At 61.0% G+C, this 18,080-nt stretch carries 14 protein-coding genes; 8 read left to right on the top strand and 6 right to left on the bottom strand.

From position 1 onward, the window contains the following. Positions 1-12: 12 nt before the first annotated feature. Positions 13-615, bottom strand: a complete 603-nt coding sequence (locus AO240_RS23905; RefSeq protein ID WP_058414817.1) for a CoA pyrophosphatase — start codon at positions 613-615, stop codon at positions 13-15. 147 nt (positions 616-762) lie between these two features. On the opposite strand from AO240_RS23905, the gene AO240_RS23900 reads away from it, so the two are divergent. The 7 genes from AO240_RS23900 to nagE all read left to right on the top strand — a co-directional run bounded on the left by AO240_RS23900 (position 763) and on the right by nagE (position 9,278). Beyond that, positions 763-1,311, top strand: coding sequence for an NUDIX hydrolase (locus AO240_RS23900; RefSeq protein ID WP_099239797.1), 549 nt, complete (start codon positions 763-765; stop codon positions 1,309-1,311). Between the two features lie 39 nt (positions 1,312-1,350). After that, positions 1,351-1,854, top strand: a complete 504-nt coding sequence (locus tag AO240_RS23895; RefSeq protein WP_099239795.1) for a murein L,D-transpeptidase family protein — start codon at positions 1,351-1,353, stop codon at positions 1,852-1,854. Positions 1,855-2,116: 262 nt separating this feature from the next. Beyond that, the gene (locus tag AO240_RS23890; RefSeq protein ID WP_058414929.1) at positions 2,117-2,848 is read left to right on the top strand and encodes a GntR family transcriptional regulator; all 732 of its coding nucleotides are present in this window, start codon (positions 2,117-2,119) and stop codon (positions 2,846-2,848) included. Between the two features lie 54 nt (positions 2,849-2,902). Beyond that, entirely contained in the window at positions 2,903-4,009 is a 1,107-nt protein-coding gene (gene nagA, locus AO240_RS23885) for an N-acetylglucosamine-6-phosphate deacetylase (protein ID WP_099239793.1), read from the top strand. Then, positions 3,990-5,012, top strand: a complete 1,023-nt coding sequence (locus tag AO240_RS23880) for an SIS domain-containing protein (protein ID WP_099239791.1) — start codon at positions 3,990-3,992, stop codon at positions 5,010-5,012. Before nagA ends, AO240_RS23880 begins: the two co-directional genes overlap by 20 nt. Before the next feature lie 36 nt (positions 5,013-5,048). Beyond that, a complete protein-coding gene (gene ptsP / locus AO240_RS23875; RefSeq protein ID WP_099239789.1) occupies positions 5,049-7,559 on the top strand; it encodes a phosphoenolpyruvate--protein phosphotransferase in 2,511 nt (836 codons plus the stop codon). 75 nt (positions 7,560-7,634) lie between these two features. Beyond that, the gene (gene nagE, locus AO240_RS23870) at positions 7,635-9,278 is read left to right on the top strand and encodes an N-acetylglucosamine-specific PTS transporter subunit IIBC (protein WP_371918673.1); all 1,644 of its coding nucleotides are present in this window, start codon (positions 7,635-7,637) and stop codon (positions 9,276-9,278) included. Positions 9,279-9,451: 173 nt separating this feature from the next. Here the strand turns inward: nagE and AO240_RS23865 are convergent, their stop codons facing one another. The 5 genes from AO240_RS23865 to purL all read right to left on the bottom strand — a co-directional run bounded on the left by AO240_RS23865 (position 9,452) and on the right by purL (position 16,264). Next, positions 9,452-10,390, bottom strand: coding sequence for a pectate lyase (locus tag AO240_RS23865; RefSeq protein WP_099239785.1), 939 nt, complete (start codon positions 10,388-10,390; stop codon positions 9,452-9,454). Between the two features lie 263 nt (positions 10,391-10,653). Next, the gene (locus AO240_RS23860; protein WP_099239783.1) at positions 10,654-10,920 is read right to left on the bottom strand and encodes a DUF6124 family protein; all 267 of its coding nucleotides are present in this window, start codon (positions 10,918-10,920) and stop codon (positions 10,654-10,656) included. A gap of 472 nt (positions 10,921-11,392) precedes the next feature. Further along, complete coding sequence (locus tag AO240_RS23855) at positions 11,393-11,854, bottom strand: Rid family hydrolase (protein ID WP_218244400.1); 462 nt, start codon at positions 11,852-11,854, stop codon at positions 11,393-11,395. A 197-nt stretch (positions 11,855-12,051) separates the two neighbouring features. Further along, positions 12,052-12,363: an NGG1p interacting factor NIF3 gene (locus AO240_RS23850; RefSeq protein WP_099239781.1), complete on the bottom strand. Its 312-nt coding sequence runs from the start codon at positions 12,361-12,363 to the stop codon at positions 12,052-12,054. A gap of 4 nt (positions 12,364-12,367) precedes the next feature. Continuing rightward, a complete protein-coding gene (purL, locus tag AO240_RS23845; RefSeq protein ID WP_099239779.1) occupies positions 12,368-16,264 on the bottom strand; it encodes a phosphoribosylformylglycinamidine synthase in 3,897 nt (1,298 codons plus the stop codon). A gap of 286 nt (positions 16,265-16,550) precedes the next feature. Here purL and mltF point away from each other — a divergent pair, with 286 nt between their 5' ends. Continuing rightward, positions 16,551-18,011: a membrane-bound lytic murein transglycosylase MltF gene (gene mltF / locus AO240_RS23840; RefSeq protein WP_058414827.1), complete on the top strand. Its 1,461-nt coding sequence runs from the start codon at positions 16,551-16,553 to the stop codon at positions 18,009-18,011. Positions 18,012-18,080: the final 69 nt, after the last annotated feature.

Genomic DNA, 18,080 nt, shown 5'->3' with positions numbered 1-18,080 from the left:
TCAAACGATGGCTCAGGTAGTGATGAAGCTCTTGGGCGGTTGGTGCAGGCTGATGTGAGCGTCGTCATACAGCAGGTTGATCAGCTCGACAATCATGATCGCCGTCAGGCCCCAAATTTTATATTCGCCGAAGCGATAGCTGGGCACGTACCAACTGCGGCCCTGGTAATCGATGCGGTGGGTGTGTTCACGCGGGTCCTGGCGAAAAAACTCCAGCGGCACGCTGAACACCGCGGCGATTTCGGCGTCGTTGGCCAGGTATTCGACGTAGTCCGGGATGACGCCGACAAACGGCGTGACACGAATGCCATGCAATGAAATCAGTGGGCTTAACGGGCCGATCACTTCCACCAGCCCCGGCGGCAGGCCGATTTCTTCCTGCGCCTCACGCAGCGCGGTAAAGATCAGGTCGGGGTCTTCAGGGTCGCGGCGCCCGCCAGGGAACGCCACTTCGCCGCCGTGGGTCGACAGGCCGCTGGCGCGCAGGGTCAGGATCAGCTCAGGTTCATCACTGCGGGTAATCGGCACCAACACGGCAGCCTCGGGGAAGCGCCCGTCGGTTTCGAGAGTGTGCGGGGTATGGTTGCTTACCCGGCGAAGGAGCTCGTCCAGCATGAGTCATCTCGGTCTGTTGGCTACCTTGCATCATGCACCAAAGCGTGCGGGCGCCCAACCCCAAAACCCGCTGCCTGTCGTTAAACCACAACTTGCAGTAAAGCCTGGCACCAAGCCAAGATGTGCCCACTCTTCAGGAACCCCAGCATGAACTTCTGCAGCCAGTGCGGTAAACCGGTGACCCAACGCATTCCCGAAGGCGACTCGCGCCTGCGCTTTGTGTGTGACCACTGCTCGACCATTCACTATCAGAACCCCAATATCGTTGCCGGTACGCTGCCGGTGTGGGGCGATAAAGTGCTGCTGTGCCGCCGCGCCATCGAGCCGCGCCTGGGTTATTGGACCCTGCCCGCAGGCTTCATGGAGAACGGCGAGACCGTGGAACAGGCCGCCGAACGCGAAACCCAGGAAGAAGCCTGCGCCCGCGTGCGCAACCTGAGCCTGTACACCTTGATCAATGTGCCGCACATCAGCCAGGTGCATATTTTCTACCGCGCCGAACTGGTCGACCTGGACTTTGCCGCAGGCCCCGAAAGCCTTGAAGTGCAACTGTTCGATGAAGCTTCCATCCCTTGGTCCGAGCTGGCTTTCCGCACGGTCGGGCGTACCTTAGAATGCTTTTTCGCTGACCGTCGGCAACAAGTGTTCCCGGTGCGCAGCGAGTCGGTGCCGCCGATGACGCGGTCGGCCAAATAACAACTCCAGGCCGCACCTTTTAAAAGGGAAAACGTTTTAATGCGTTGGTTGCTCGCTCTTATCTGCTTGTCGTTCGCTACCCTGTCGTCGGCCTCCTCGGTGGAAACCATCGGCGGCAAACCTGTCGAGAAAATTCTGGTGCTCAAGTCTGCCCACCAGTTGCAACTGATCAACGACGGCAAGCCGCTCAAGACCTATCGCATTTCGTTGGGCAAAAACCCCAAGGGCGCCAAGCTGTTTGAAGGCGACCGCCGCACGCCGGAAGGCTTTTACTGGATCGACTGGCGTAAAAACAGCGACCGCTACAACCTCGCCATGCACATCTCTTACCCGAACATCAGTGACGCCGCCCGCGCGCGCCGCGAGGGTGTGAAACCGGGCAGCATGATCATGATTCACGGCACCCCCGACACCGAGGAATACCCGGAGCAGTGGTTCCATACGCTGGACTGGACCGACGGCTGCATCGGCATGCGCAACGTGGACATGCGCGAAGTGTGGAACCTGGTCAAGGACGGCACGATGATCGAGATTCGGCCTTGATCGCTGACCACCGGTAATAAATTTCAAAAATATTTTCCGCCCTCACGACTGCCTGCCGGTGAATACCAGTTCACTGCGCGGGCGGCGCACTTGTGCGCGCGCCAAAGACCTCTCTAATACCACTTGCCACCACGCACCCATAAAGCGCCTATAAACCATTGCCAGCACCGTTTTGGCAGCATTGACATGGTATTTAAGTGGTATTAGTTTCCAGCCATTACCGGGCGACAACACTCTAATAACCGCGTCGGAAACCTTAATGATGAACCCCATATTGGCGCTGCGCCCCGACGACAAACAATCGACGCCGCTGTACCTGCAATTGGCGCGCAACCTCGAAGCTGCGATCCATGCTGGCCAGTGGAAATCCGAGCAGGCATTGCCGTCCGAGCGCGTCCTCAGCGAGCAGTTGAGCCTCTCGCGGGTCACCGCCCGCAAAGCGCTGGAAGTGTTGTTTGCGCAAGGCCTGATCCGCCGCAGCCAAGGCTCCGGCACGTTCATCACGCCACGCCTGGAACAACCGCTGTCACGCCTCTCGGGGTTCAGCGAAATGCTCCGGCTCAAGGGGTTTGTGCCCAGCTCACAGTGGCTGGAGCGCGACATCACCCAGCCGACCCATGAAGAGCTGATACGCCTCGCGCTGTCGCCCACCGATAAAGTCGCGCGGCTTAAACGCCTGCGTAAAGCCGACGACACGGTGATGGCGATTGAAATGACCGCGATGCCCGCCTCGGTGCTGCCGCACCCGCAGGCCATCGGCAATTCGCTTTACGAATACCTCGACGGCATCGGCAAGCCCATCGTGCGCGCCCTGCAACATATTCAGGCGATCAATGCCTCGGATGAGTTCGCCACGCTGGTGGGCATCGCCCCCGGCACCGCCATGCTGCTGATGACCCGGGTCGGCTACACCGCCGACAACACGCCGATTGAAATCACCGACACCTACTGCCGCAACGACTACTACGACTTTGTCGCAGAGCTTCGACGTTAGAACGCCGCGCCAACAGGCCGTTGCCGCCCATTGCGAGACTTAGAGAACTGCCCCATGTCTGAAGACAATATCCTCACGCCCCAAGGCTGGATTCGCGGCCGCCTAGTGCACGCACACGGCAAAGTGGTCGCCACCGAAGGCACGCCGTGCGACCCGGCTGACAATGACCTGCCGTACCTGCTGCCAGGCTTTATCGACCTGCACGTACACGGCGGTGGCGGCAAAGACATCATGGAGGGCGCTAGCGCCTTCGAAACCATCACCCGCACCCATGTGCGTTTTGGTACGACCTCGCTGCTGGCCACGACCATGACCGCGCCGGTCGACGAGATTTCCCGCGTGCTCGGCGAACTCGGCAGCTTCTGCGAGCAACGCCCGGCAGCCAGCGCCCGTGTACTCGGTGTGCACCTTGAAGGGCCGTACATCAACCCCGGAAAACTCGGCGCACAACCCAACTTCGCGCACACCGCGTTGCTCGCCGAAGTCGAAGACTACCTGCGCCTGGCGCCGATCCGGGTGATCACCATCGCCCCGGAAATCGCCGGCCACGACGCGCTGATCCGCACGCTCAGCCAACGCGGCGTGCGCATGCAAATCGGCCACACCTTGGGCAGCTACGAAGAAGGCGTCGCCGCCCTCGCCGCCGGCGCCACCAGTTTCACGCATTTGTACAACGCCATGAGCCCGCTGCACCACCGCGAACCCGGCATTGTCGGCGCCGCCCTGGCCCACGCCACGTACGCAGAACTGATCCCGGATTTACTCCACGTGCACCCCGGCGCCATGCGCGTGGCGCTGCGCTCGATCCCTTGCCTGTACTGCGTGACCGACTCCACCGCCGCCGCCGGCATGCCCGATGGCGAATACAAGCTGGGCAGCCACACGGTGACCAAATGCCTGGGCGGCGTGCGCCTGGCCGACGGTACTTTGGCCGGCAGCACCCTGACCATGGACCAGGCGCTGCGCAACCTGGTGAAAATCGGCCTGCCGATCAGCGAAGCCTCACAACGCCTGTCGCAATTCCCTGCGGACTACCTGGGCCTGCCAGAACGCGGGCGCCTGCAACCCGGCAGCTTTGCCGACTGCGTGCGCATGGACCGCTCCCTGCACCTCACCGACGTAATGGTCGAAGGAGAAACCATTGACTTCAAAAATGCTTGAGGAGGCACTGGCCTCCGGTGACGCCGTGGCCGCGCAACTGCAAAGCCTCGACCCGCTGCTGGAAGCCGTGGCCGCTCGCCTGCGCCACCAGCCGCCGCAGGTGGCCGTGACCATCGCGCGCGGCAGCTCCGACCATGCCGCCAGCTACTTCGCCTACTTGGCCATGCAACACGTGGGCATTCCGGTGGCATCGTTGCCGATGTCGGTAGTGACCCTGTTGCAAGCGCCGTTGAAGGTCAGCGGCCAGGTGGCGTTCGGATTCTCCCAGTCAGGGCAAAGCCCGGACCTGGTCGACAGCTTGCGCCTGCTGCGCAAACGCGGCGCCTTGAGTATTTCACTGGTCAACGCCGAAGACTCGCCACTGCAAGCCGCCTGCGAATACCACGTGCCGCTGTGCGCCGGGCCGGAACTCAGCGTGGCCGCGACCAAAAGTTTTATCGCCACCCTCAGCGCCAGCGCGCAGTTGATCGGCCACTGGAACCAGGAAGCGGATGTGTTGCAGGCCTGCCGCGCCCTGCCCGATGAGTTGCGCGCAGCCGCCAAGCAAGACTGGAGCAAGGCCATTGAGGCACTGCGCGGCTGCCAGCAATTGATGGTGATCGGCCGTGGCGCCGGTTTTGCCATCGCCCAGGAAGCGGCGCTCAAGCTCAAGGAAACCTCGGCGATCCAGGCCGAAGCCTTCAGCAGCGCCGAGGTACGCCACGGGCCAATGGCGCTGATCGACGAAAACTACCCGCTGCTGGTGTTCGCTCCACGCGGCGCCGAACAAGCTGGCCTGTTGAGCCTGGCCGCCGACATGCGCCTGCGCGGCGCCCGCGTGTTGCTGGCGGCGCCAGACGACATTGCCGAGCGCGACCTGACCCTGAGCCGCGCCCAACACCCAAGCCTGGACCCGATCCTGGCGATCCAGAGTTTTTACGTGATGGCCGCAGGCCTGGCGGTCGCACGGGGCATGGACCCGGACCAGCCGCGTCACTTAAGCAAAGTTACCCGCACTCACTGAGTGGTTTGCAGCGTTTTCCTGATGAGTACCGTGCCCATGTCCAACAACAATAATCAACTGACCCTCTGCGCCCCCTTAAACGGGCCGGTGCTGAGCCTGCGCAATGTTCCCGATGAAGTGTTCGCCAGCGGCACGCTGGGCGACGGCATCGGCATCGACCCGCTGAATGGCTGCCTGCACGCGCCGTGTGACGGGTTGATCATGCAGGTTGCGCGCACCGCGCATGCGCTGAGCATTCGCGCCGAAAACGGCGCCGAAGTGTTGCTGCATGTGGGCATCGACACGGTGGAACTGAATGGCGAAGGGTTTACCCTGCTGGTGCAGGAAGGTGCGCGGGTGCGCACCGGGCAGGCGCTGGTGCAGTTTGATCTGGACCGCGTTGCGCGCCAGTGCAAAAGCCTGGTCAGCCTGATCATTCTGACCAATGGCGATGACTTTGAACTGCGCCCGATTGCCGGCAAAACCGTGAAGGTTGGCGAGCCGTTGTTGCAGATTGTGGCGCGCTCAGCCAGCACAACGCAGACGGCTGTGGATAACTCGGTCGCGGAAGTCAGCGCGAGCGTGCGCATTACTCACCGTGGCGGCCTGCATGCGCGCCCCGCCGCGTTAATCCGCAAGACCGCGCAAGGTTTCAGCAGCCAGGCGCAGCTGCATTTCGCCGGTAAGTCGGCGGCGTGCGAGAGTTTGATCGGCCTGATGGGGCTGGGCATTGGCGAAGGCGATGAGGTGCGCGTCAGCTGTCGCGGCCAGGACGCCGAAGCCGCATTGCAGGCGTTGGTCGCCGCGCTGTCGGTGGTTATCAAAGAAGAACACCACGCACCGGTTGTGGTCGCCGTACGTCGGGTCAATACCGAAGTCGGTGTATTGCAGGGTGTGTGTGCGGCGCCGGGGCTGGTCTGCGGGCCGCTGTTTCGCCTTACCGGCATCGAGTTGGCGCAAGACACTGGCAACCACGCCGCCGCTGAGCAATTGCAACAACTGCACACTGCGCTTGAGCAAGTGCGCGACGAAATCCGCACCACGCTGAACCATGCCCGGCAGCGCAAGCAGGTCGAGGAGGAGGAGATATTCGCGGCGCACCTGGCCCTGCTCGAAGACCCAGCGTTACTGCAAGCAGCCACCGCCGCCATCGAACACGGCAGCGCCGCCACCCACGCCTGGCGCGATGCGATACAGGCGCAGTGCGCGGTGTTGCTGGCATTGGGCAAGCCGCTGTTTGCCGAACGTGCCAATGACCTGCGCGACCTGCAACAGCGTGTATTACGTGCGCTGCTGGGTGAAGCCTGGCACGTCGAACTGCCTGCCGGCGCAATCGTCAGCGCGCATGAACTGACCCCCTCGGACCTGCTGCAACTGAGTGCGCAAAACGCAGCCGGCATCTGCATGGCCGAAGGCGGCGCGACGTCCCACGTCGCCATCCTCGCGCGCGGCAAAGGCTTGCCCTGCGTGGTCGCGCTGGGCGCCGAACTGCTGGATGTGCCACACGGCCAACGCGTGGTGCTGGATGCTGCCAACGGGCGCCTGGAACTTGCGCCCAGCGAGGCGCGCCACGCCGAAGTCCACCAGCTTCGCGAGGCGCAAACGCTGCGTCGCCAACAGCAACAGGCCCACGCCCAACAACCGGCGCAAACCCGCGATGGGGTGCGCATCGAAGTCGCCGCCAATGTCGCCTCCAGTGCCGAAGCCGAGGCGGCGTTTGAAAACGGCGCGGATGGCGTCGGCCTGTTGCGCACCGAGTTTCTTTTTGTCGACCGCCGCACCGCGCCGGATGAACAGGAGCAGCGCCAAGCCTATCAAGCCGTGCTGGATGCGATGGGCGAGAGGTCGGTGATCATCCGCACCATTGATGTGGGCGGCGACAAACAACTCGACTACCTGCCGCTGCCGGTCGAAGCCAACCCGGTACTGGGCCTGCGCGGCATTCGCCTGGCCCAAGTGCGCCCGGATGTGCTCGACCAACAACTGCGCGCGCTGCTGCAGGTGCGCCCGCTTGAACGCTGCCGCATCCTGTTGCCGATGGTCAGCGAAGTCGACGAACTGCTGCAGATCCGCCAGCGTCTGGATGAATTGTGCGCAGAGCTGGAACTGACCCAACGCCCGCAACTGGGCGTGATGATCGAAGTGCCCGCCGCGGCGCTGATGGCCGAGCAATTGGCTGAGCACGCAGACTTTTTGTCGATCGGCACCAATGACCTGTCCCAGTACACCCTGGCCATGGACCGCGACCACGCAGGCCTGGCCGCGCGGGTCGATGCCTTGCACCCGGCGCTGTTGCGACTGATCGCGCAAACCTGCCTGGGCGCAGCCAAACATGGCCGTTGGGTGGGTGTCTGCGGCGCCCTCGCCTCCGACCCGCTGGCCACCCCGGTGCTGGTTGGCCTGGGCGTGCGCGAGCTGTCGGTCAGCCCGCCGCAAATCGGCGAAATCAAACACCGCGTCCGCCACCTGGACGCGGCGCAATGCCGGCAATTGAGCCACGGCCTGCTCGACCTGAGCAGCGCCAAAGCCGTTCGCCAAGCCTGTCACCACCACTGGCCGCTGAGCTGACAACAACAAGAAAAAGGGAGACACGCCATATACGAACATTTTATCGAAGGCTTGCAACGCCTCGGCCGCGCGCTGATGCTGCCGATCGCAATCTTGCCCATCGCCGGCCTCTTGCTGCGCCTGGGCGACACCGACCTGTTGAACATCGCCGTGATGCACGACGCCGGGCAGGCTATCTTCGCCAACCTGGCGCTGATCTTCGCCATCGGCATCGCCGTGGGTTTTGCCCGCGACAATAACGGCACGGCGGGCCTGGCCGGTGCCATCGGTTACCTGGTGATGGTCTCCACGCTCAAGGTGATGGACACCAGCATCAACATGGGCATGCTCGCCGGTATCGCCAGCGGTTTGATGGCGGGCGGGCTGTACAACCGCTTCAAGGACATCAAGCTGCCGGAGTACCTCGCCTTCTTTGGCGGGCGGCGGTTTGTGCCGATTGTCACCGGCTTCAGTGCGGTGGGCTTAGGGGTGATATTCGGCCTGATCTGGCCGCCGATTCAGCAAGGTATCAACAGCTTCGGCGTGTTGCTGATGGAAAGCGGCAGCTTCGGCGCGTTCGTTTTCGGCGTGTTCAACCGCCTGCTGATCGTCACCGGCCTGCACCATATCCTCAACAACATGGCGTGGTTTGTGTTCGGCAGCTTCACCGACCCGGTGACCGGCGCCGTCGTCACCGGCGACCTGACCCGCTACTTCGCTGGCGACCCTAAGGGCGGCCAGTTCATGACCGGCATGTTCCCGGTGATGCTGTTCGGCCTGCCTGCCGCGTGCCTGGCGATGTACCGCAACGCATTGCCGGAGCGGCGCAAAGTGATGGGCGGGATTTTCCTGTCGATGGCGCTGACCTCGTTTTTGACCGGCGTGACCGAGCCGATTGAATTTGCGTTCATGTTCCTCGCACCGTTTTTATATCTGGTCCACGCGCTGCTCACCGGCCTGTCGATGGCGGTGACCAACCTGCTGAATATCCACTTGGGCTTTACCTTCTCCGGCGGGTTTATCGACATGGTGTTGGGCTGGGGCAAGTCCACCAATGGTTGGCTGGTGTTCCCGGTCGGGCTGGCTTACGCGGTGATCTACTACAGCGTGTTCAACTACTGCATTCGCCGCTTCAACCTGAAGACGCCAGGCCGTGAAGATATTCCGGTGGTGCAGGCCGAAGCGATGAGCGACAACCAACGCGCCAGCGCGTACATCCGTGCGCTGGGCGGCGCGGACAACCTGCTGAGTGTGGGCGCATGTACCACGCGCTTGCGCTTGGACATGCGCGACCGCAACAAGGTGGTCGACTCCGAACTGAAAGCACTCGGCGCCATGGCGGTGGTTCGGCCGGGCAATGGCGGGAGCTTGCAGGTAGTGGTCGGGCCAATGGCGGACAGCATCGCCGATGAGATTCGCTTGGCGATGCCAGCCTTTGTGGCGACGGTGCCTGTAGCGGTCGCAGCGGTGGATACGCCGATTGCGGTGAATGAGCAGGAGGCCGAAGAATGGCTGAGTGCCTTGGGCGGTCGAGCCAATGTGCGCCAGTTGCAAGCGGTGGCGATGACCCGGTTGCGCGTAGAGTTGGGGGATGAATCGGTGGTGTCGCACGATCAGCTCACTGCGCTTGGTTGCCAAGGCGTCAGTCGACTGGACAGCGGTGTTTTACACCTGCTGGTGGGTGACAATGCTTCTGGGTTGGGTGAGGCGTTGGCGCGGTTGGTGGGTGGCAGGGTTTAGAGGTGTAGTGGCTGTTATGGCCCAATCGCGAGCAAGTCGAATCGTCGCACCGCCGCTCCCACATTTTGATTTGTGAATACATTCAAATGTGGGAGCGGCGGTGCGACGATTCGACTTGCTCGCGATGGGTTCAACAGACGCCCAATAACTCAGGCGCCTGGCTCCACCTCGCTTTACCCGCCAAACACCAGGTTCGCCGACTGCGCCCCCGCATTTTTCACCGTAAAGTCCTTCGCTTGTGCGGCGGTTTTCAAGGCGTAAGTGTAGTTGGAAGAAGCCGTCCACTGCGCTTTTGGCGACTTCTGATTAGTGATCGCAGGCACACTGCCAATGTCGGTAAATGTGCCGTTGCCTTTGTCATCCAACATGCCTTTATTTTCACTGCCCTCACCGAAGTGATTGCTCTCGGAAAGAATGTTGGCGTTTTGCGCCAGCGTAAAACCGAGGTGGAACTTGTTGATGTAGTTGTTATAGACATGGAAGTAGCCATAACGCATCAACCCCGGTGCACGCACTTCCATATTTTCAAAGCGGTTATGGCAAATCGTCAGACGTGGGAAACCATTAAAAGCGGTGTTGTTGTCATCGGTCGGGTGACCAAGGATCAAACCGTACTTGTGGCTGCCAAAGAAGCAGTTGCTGATGGTCGTATAGTCAGCCTTGTCGCCGATGTACAGCAGCTTGTCGAGGCTGCCATCGTTGGCGGACCAGCTATGGCCTACAAAGGAGCAATGGTCGATCCAGTACTTGCTGCCGTAGTTGAGGTACAGCTGGATGTCATCGTTGTCTTTGATGCTCGCGGAATGCTGGAAGATGATGTTTTGAAAAATAATGTTTTGCGAAGCGGAGGTCGCACGAAAATGAATGTTGTTGAGCGTGCGGTTCTGAAAAGAACCGACCAGGGTTTTGTTCGAGCCCAGGGAAACTTTGGTCAGGCTGGAGGTTGAGATATTGCTGTTGATCACCAACACGCGCGGTGTGGCATCACCGATATTGGCTTTGAGTTGATCAAGGGTGGTGATACTGACAACCGGGCCGGACCAGCCGCCGGTAACTTTAGCGGCTTTGGCAAAGCCGGTGAGGCCAGTGAGTTTGCTTTCTGGATAAGACATGAGTTCCCTCTCTTAATCATAAGACCCGGTTATTCGGGTCAAGAATGAAACATGGCCGTCCTGGCCATGTGCACATTAACTGTACATTCATACAGTAGTTTATAAAAACATCATCGTCAACCCGATTAACTTCACATGATCGTTACTTGATCGTTCCCACGCTCTGCGTGGGAATGCCGCCCTGGACGCTCTGCGTTCAGCGGTGACGCGGAGCGTCACGGGATGTATGCCCACGCGGAGCATGGGAACGATCATTACGATCATTACTTGGCGGTGGGAAGTTCGTGAGTGTCCAGCACACGATCTACCATCAGCTGGGTGCCTTCCAGCATGCGGCAAATACCCAAGGCCACATCACGTTGTGGTGTGTCGACTTCAAATGCGAGATGGGCTGCAAGCGCCGACGCTGACGCTATGTCTTGAGAGGCATTGGCCAGTAAGGTTTCGTTGTCGAGATCGGGTAGTAAGCTGAAGAGCTGGTCAGTGGGTTGGGGGGAATCGGACGGGGGATTTGGACTGTCTTTGATCATGGTAAAACTCCTAGCCAAAATGGGAGCTACCGGCATCACTTGCAGTTGATGGGTGGCAGCTGTGCACGGGCCTGCAAGACCGAGTTGCCAGGACCCCGGTAGACCCTAAGGTCTCCCGCGCACAGCCACCATAATTCAATAACCGCTTTATTAAAGCGGCTCGATTATAGGTGTGCTGTTGAGCACTAACAAACTATCGGCGGGCTTGCAGTCCCGATCGCTGCGTTGGCAGCGACTGGCGAAGAATAGTGACGCCAGTTCCGAGGGACAACCTGAAAGGCTTGTAAGAAATATCCGAGACCTCATCGGGAGCAAGCCCCCTCCCACAGTTGACCGGGTTGTCTGTACTACATCACGCCAATGTGGGAGGGGGCTTGCTCCCGATGAGGCCCTGACAGCCAACAAAAAACCCGCTGACCACATTGGCCCAGCGGGTTTCCGGTTTCACAACCAGCGAATCAATCCGAACGCATCACTTGGCCGCAATGCACTCAATTTCCATCTTGGCGCTCCAGGCCAACTGGGTGCCGCCAAACGCACTACGCGCCGGGTAAGGCTTTTTGAAATACTCTTTGTAGACTTCGTTGAAGGCTGGCCAGTCCTTGATATCTTCCATGAAAACCGTGCACTTGACGACATCGGTCAGCGCATAGCCGTTGGCCTTGAGCGTGGTTTTAATGTTTTCCAACGCCTGGCGCGATTCCGGCACGATACCGCCTGGCACTACTTTGTCGGAACCGTGAGCGTCGCCGATTTCCCCGGCGGTGTAGAACACGTTGCCTACACGTACGCCATCCGAAAATGGCAGGTCAAAACGCCCGGAATCGTAAAACTGGACGTTGCCCTTGGCCTCGGGCTTAACCGCCCAAGCGGCTCCGGCACCCATCAACATAGCCGCCAGAGCACTGCCTGCGATCCACTGGTTCTTCTTCATGTAGGAACACCTTCTAGACTGGGTCCAAGCCCGAGACATCCACGCGGCCACTGATGCGGATACGTTGTCTCGAAGCACCCGAGCGGCACACTACCGTCGCTGGCGACAAAGCCTCTGTAGGAGGTTTCTGTTTTTCAGGCACAAAAAACCCGCTGTCCGTGATGGCCCAGCGGGTTTCTCGTTTCACAGCCGTCGGATCAAAAATCCGCCAGTTGCCACACCTCATACGCCGGTGTCTCGTAGGGATGGCTTAGCTTGAGCGCAGCCACGACGGCCACAATCAACTCATCCGCCACCACCAGTTCCACCTTCCATTCTTCAACCACTTCAACCTGGCCGACGTGCCCGATAAACGGCTGGCTGCCGTCCAAAGCGCGAAACTGGCCTTGGCCCAGCACTTGCCAGGCGCAGCTGTCGTAGTCGCCGATGCGCCCGCCACCCGCTGCGAAGACGGCGGTTTTCACCGTCTCCACATGGCTTGTGGGCACAAAGAAGGCAAGCTTGTACACCGCCTTAGTTCACCCACACGCGAGCGTTGCGGAACATGCGCATCCAGGCGCCGTCTTCGTCCCACTCTTCCGGGCGCCACGAGTTTTGCACGGCGCGGAATACACGCTCCGGGTGCGGCATCATGATGGTCACACGACCGTCGCGGCTGGTGAGGCCGGTGATACCGCGCGGCGAGCCGTTCGGGTTGGCCGGGTAGGTTTCGGTGACCTTGCCGTGGTTGTCGACGAAACGCATGGCCACGCAGCCGGACAGGTCGGCTTCGAGCAAGGCTTCTTCGTTTTCGAACTCGGCATGGCCTTCACCGTGGGCGATGGCGATTGGCATGCGCGAACCGGCCATGCCTTGCAGGAAGATCGAGTTGGACTCCTGCACTTGCACCATGGCGACACGGGCTTCGAACTGCTCGGAACGGTTACGCACAAAGTGCGGCCAGAACTCGCTGCCCGGGATCAGTTCGCTGAGGTTGGACATCATCTGGCAACCGTTGCACACGCCCAGGGTGAAGCTGTCGTTACGCTCGAAGAAGCCCTGGAACGCATCGCGGGCGCGGCTGTTGAACAGGGCCGACTTGGCCCAGCCTTCACCGGCACCCAACACGTCGCCGTAGGAGAAACCACCGCAGGCGACAAGGCCTTTGAATTCGTTGAGGTCAACGCGACCGGCGAGGATGTCGCTCATGTGCACGTCAATCGCATTGAAGCCGGCGCGGTCGAACGCGGCCGCCATTTCCACCTGGCCGTTAACGCCCTGCTCACGCAGTACGGCCACTTGTGGGCGAATGCCTTTTTTGATGTAAGGCGCGGCGATGTCCTGGTTGACGTCGAAGCTGAGCGTGGTGCTCAGGCCCGGGTTGTCTTCTTCCAGGATCGCGTCGAATTCCTGCTCGGCGCACTCAACGTTGTCGCGCAGACGCTGGATCTGGTAGCTGGTTTCAGCCCATTGGCGTTGCAGCAAACGGCGCTGGCCGGCGAACACGGTATCGCCATTGAAGGAGATATTAATTTCGCCGTTGTTGATCGGCTGGCCGATCACCGCCACGCAGTCATCCAGGCCAGCGGCGCTGAATTGCGCGAGCACGTCCGGGGTTGCGTCCTGGCGCACCTGAATCACTGCGCCCAACTCTTCGTTGAACAGGATGCCGTTAATTTCAAACGCATCCTCGGCAACGCTGTCGAGCACGATGTTCAGGCCGCAGTGGCCAGCGAAGGCCATCTCTACCACGCTGGTCAGCAAACCACCGTCGGAGCGGTCGTGGTAAGCCAGCAGGTGGCCGTCGGCATTCAGGCCCTGGATCACGGCGAAGAAGGCTTTGAGGTCTTCGGCGTCATCCACGTCCGGCGCGTGTTTGCCGAGCTTGCCGTGGGTTTGCGCGAGGATCGAGGCGCCCATGCGGTTCTGGCCACGGCCGAGGTCGATCAGGATCAGGTCGGTGGTGCCCTTGTCCATGCGCAATTGCGGGGTCAGGGTCTGGCGGATGTCGGTGACCGGTGCAAAACCGGTGACGATCAGCGACAGCGGCGAAGTAACGCTCTTGTCGGTGCCGTCTTCGTTCCAACGGGTGGCCATGGACATCGAGTCCTTGCCCACCGGAATGGTGATACCCAGCTCCGGGCACAGCTCCATGCCGACTGCTTTCACAGTGTCATACAGGCGCGCGTCTTCACCGGGGTGGCCGGCAGCGGACATCCAGTTGGCCGACAGTTTAATGTCGGACAGCTTGCCGATACGCGAGGCTGCGATGTTGGTGAGGGTTTCACCAATCGCCATACGGCCCGACGCCGGGGCGTCCAGCAGCGCCAGCGGTGTGCGCTCGCCCATGGCCATGGCTTCACCGGTGTACACGTCGAAGCTGGTGGCGGTGACGGCAACGTCAGCCACCGGCACCTGCCACGGGCCAACCATTTGGTCACGCGCAACCAGGCCGGTGATGGTGCGGTCGCCGATGGTGATCAGGAAGCTTTTGCTCGCCACGGCGGGGTGGTGCAGAACGCGTTCGATGCTGTCGGCCAGTTCCAGCGAACTTGGGTCGAAGTCATCGCCCAACTCGGCTTCACGCACGGCTGAACGGTGCATGCGCGGGGCTTTGCCCAGCAGCACTTCAAGCGGCATGTCGACCGGGTTGTTGCCGAAGTGGCTGTCGGTAACCGTCAGTTGCGGCTCGGCAGTGGCTTCGCCGACCACGGCAAACGGGCAGCGCTCGCGTTCGCAGATGGCCTGGAAGCGCGCGAAGTCTTCAGGGCCAACGGCCAGCACGTAACGTTCCTGGGATTCGTTGCTCCAGATTTCGTGCGGGGCCATGCCCGGCTCGTCGTTTGGAATATTGCGCAGTTCGAAACGGCCACCGCGCTCGCCATCGTTGACCAGCTCCGGGAAGGCGTTGGACAAACCGCCGGCGCCGACGTCGTGGATGAAGCTGATCGGGTTCTTGTCACCCAACTGCCAGCAACGGTCGATGACTTCCTGGCAGCGGCGTTCCATTTCCGGGTTTTCGCGTTGTACGGAAGCAAAGTCCAGGTCAGCCGAGCTGGTGCCGGTGGCCATGGAGGACGCTGCGCCGCCGCCGAGGCCGATCAACATCGCCGGGCCACCGAGCACGATCAGCTTGGAGCCGACCAGAATCTCGGCTTTCTGTACGTGTTCTTCACGGATGTTGCCCATGCCGCCGGCCAACATGATCGGCTTGTGGTAGCCGCGCACTTCATCGCCACGCGGTGTAGTGATGGACTGCTCGAAGGTACGGAAGTAACCGGTCAGCGCCGGGCGCCCGAATTCGTTGTTGAACGCGGCGCCGCCCAGTGGGCCTTCGATCATGATGTCGAGCGCGGTAACGATGCGCTCGGGCTTGCCGTAAGGCACTTCCCACGGCTGTTCGAAGCCCGGAATCTGCAGGTTGGACACGGTAAAACCGGTGAGGCCCGCCTTTGGCTTGGCGCCACGCCCGGTTGCACCTTCGTCGCGAATTTCGCCGCCGGAACCGGTGGCTGCGCCAGGGAACGGGGCAATCGCGGTCGGGTGGTTGTGGGTTTCAACCTTCATCAGGATGTGCACCGGTTCCTGCACCGCGCCGTACTGGCGGGTTTCAGGGTCCGGGAAGAAACGCCCGGCAACACTGCCGACGATCACCGAGGCGTTGTCTTTATAAGCCGACAGAACACCTTCGCTGTGCATCACGTAGGTGTTCTTGATCATGCCGAACAGGCTTTTTTCCTGGCTCTGACCGTCGATGTCCCAACTGGCGTTGAAGATCTTGTGGCGGCAGTGCTCGGAGTTGGCCTGCGCGAACATCATCAGTTCAATGTCGTGCGGGTTGCGTTTCAAACCGTTGAAGGCGTCGACCAGGTAGTCGATTTCGTCTTCGGCCAGGGCCAGGCCCAGCTCGGTGTTGGCCTTCTCGAGGGCGGCGCGGCCACCGCCGAGCACGTCAATCGCGGTCAGCGGCTTGGGCGCGGCGTGGCTGAACAGGCCAGCAGCCTGTTCCAGCTGGCTGACGATGATCTGGGTCATGCGGTCGTGCAGGCTGCTGGCGATCAGCTCGGCCTCGGCATCGCTGAACTGCCCTGCTACATAGAAGGCAATACCGCGTTCCAGGCGCTGGATTTTTTCCAGGCCGCAGTTGCGGGCGATGTCGCTGGCCTTGCTCGACCAGGGCGAGATGGTGCCGAACCGTGGCAGCACCAGGAACAAGCGGCCATCAGGCTCTTGAACAGGAACGCTGGGACCGTACTTCAGAAGGCGTGCGAGCACTTGCTGTTCGTCGGCGGTCAACACGCCGGTAACGTCGGCGAAGTGAGCAAATTCAGCATACAGGCCTGTAACCGCTGGAACCTTTTGGCTCAGTTGTTCAAGGAGTTTGCTGTGGCGAAAGGCAGAAAGGGCAGGAGCGCCGCGCAGGATCAACATCTTCGGGACAGCCTCGGGAAGGGGTGTGCTTTGAGGCCGTGCATTCTAGCGTAAACCTGCGCCAACGGCACCCGAAACGGCACCGCTGGCCGTTGCCGAACGTCAGTTGGCAAGGTTTGCACGGTATCAGGGCAGTATCGCGGGCGTTGCGTGCAGTTATTTTAACCGTCACAAACCTTCGCCAGCCCACGTTTCTGCGGGCTTCAGCCCGGTTTTACGGGTGCTAGCAGACAAGTCCCGTGCTGTCGAGATATGGCGCCGTGGGTCGTTTGCGTATACTGCGCAGATGTTCTCCCCTACTGCTTTGCGCCCGCGATGCGCTAAATGGCTCATCGCAACCGGACTCTTCCTGATGCTCAGCGCCTGTGTTGATAAACCCAGCACGCTCGAGCGAATCAAGGAGGATGGCGTATTGCGGGTGATTACCCGGAACAGCCCGGCGACTTATTTCCAGGACCGCAACGGTGAAACCGGTTTCGAATACGAACTGGTCAAGCGTTTTGCCGACGACCTGGGGGTGAAGCTGGAGATCGAGACCGCCGACAACCTCGATGACCTGTTCGGCCAGTTGGGCAAGCCCAAGGGCCCGGTACTCGCCGCCGCCGGCCTGGTCAGCAGCGAGCAACGCGAACAACAGGTGCGTTTCTCGCATCCTTACCTCGAAGTGACCCCGCAGATCATCTACCGCAATGGCCAGTCCCGCCCCACCAGTGCGGCGGACTTGGTGGGCAAGAAGATCATGGTGCTTAAAGGCAGCACCCACGCCGAGCAATTGGCCGCGCTGAAAAAGCAGAACCCTGCGATTGAATACGAAGAGTCCGACGCCGTTGAGGTGGTCGACTTGCTGCGCATGGTCGACGAGGGGCAAATCGACCTGACGCTGGTGGACTCCAATGAAGTCGCGATGAACCAGGTGTACTTCCCCAACGTGCGCGTGGCGTTCGACCTCGGCAATGCCAGCAACCAGAGCTGGGCCGTGGCGGCAGGCGATGACAACAGCTTGCTCAACGAGATCAACAGCTACCTCGACAAGGTCGAAAAAAACGGCACCTTGCAACGCCTTAAAGACCGCTATTACGGGCATGTCGACGTACTTGGCTACGTCGGCGCCTACACCTTCGCGCAGCACTTGCAGCAGCGCCTGCCCAAGTACGAAAAGCACTTTCGCGCGTATGCCAAGGAAGAAAAGGTCGATTGGCGCTTGCTCGCAGCCATCGGCTATCAGGAATCGCTGTGGCAACCGGCCGTCACCTCCAAGACCGGCGTGCGCGGCCTGATGATGCTGACCCAGAACACGGCCCAGGCAATGGGCGTGTCCAACCGCCTGGATGCCAGGCAAAGCATCATGGGCGGCGCCAAGTACCTGGCCAAGATCAAGGATGAGCTGGACGACAAGATCGCCGAGCCGGACCGCACCTGGTTCGCCCTCGCCGCCTATAACGTCGGCACCGGCCACCTGGACGACGCGCGAATCCTGGCGAAAAAGGAAGGCCTGAACCCGAACAAGTGGCTGGACGTGAAAAAGATGCTCCCGCGCCTGTCGCAGAAGCAGTGGTACAGCAAGACCCGCTACGGCTATGCGCGTGGCGGTGAGCCGGTGCATTTTGTGGCTAACATCCGGCGTTACTACGACATCCTCACGTGGGTGACGCAACCGCAGTTGGAAGGTAACCAAGTGGTTGACGGTAACTTGCACGTGCCGGGTGTGGACAAAACCAAGCCGCCGGAAGATAACCCGCAGTTGTGAATCCTGGCCGGCAGTTTGGTTGAGACTGATTTTTTCAACAGAGAATGCAGTCAACTGTGGGAGCGGGGC

Origin of the sequence: Pseudomonas sp. ICMP 460 (genome assembly GCF_002723595.1) — a bacterium.
Taxonomy (GTDB): Bacteria; Pseudomonadota; Gammaproteobacteria; order Pseudomonadales; family Pseudomonadaceae; genus Aquipseudomonas; species Aquipseudomonas kitaguniensis.
This window is presented reverse-complemented; position numbering and strand designations above follow the sequence as displayed.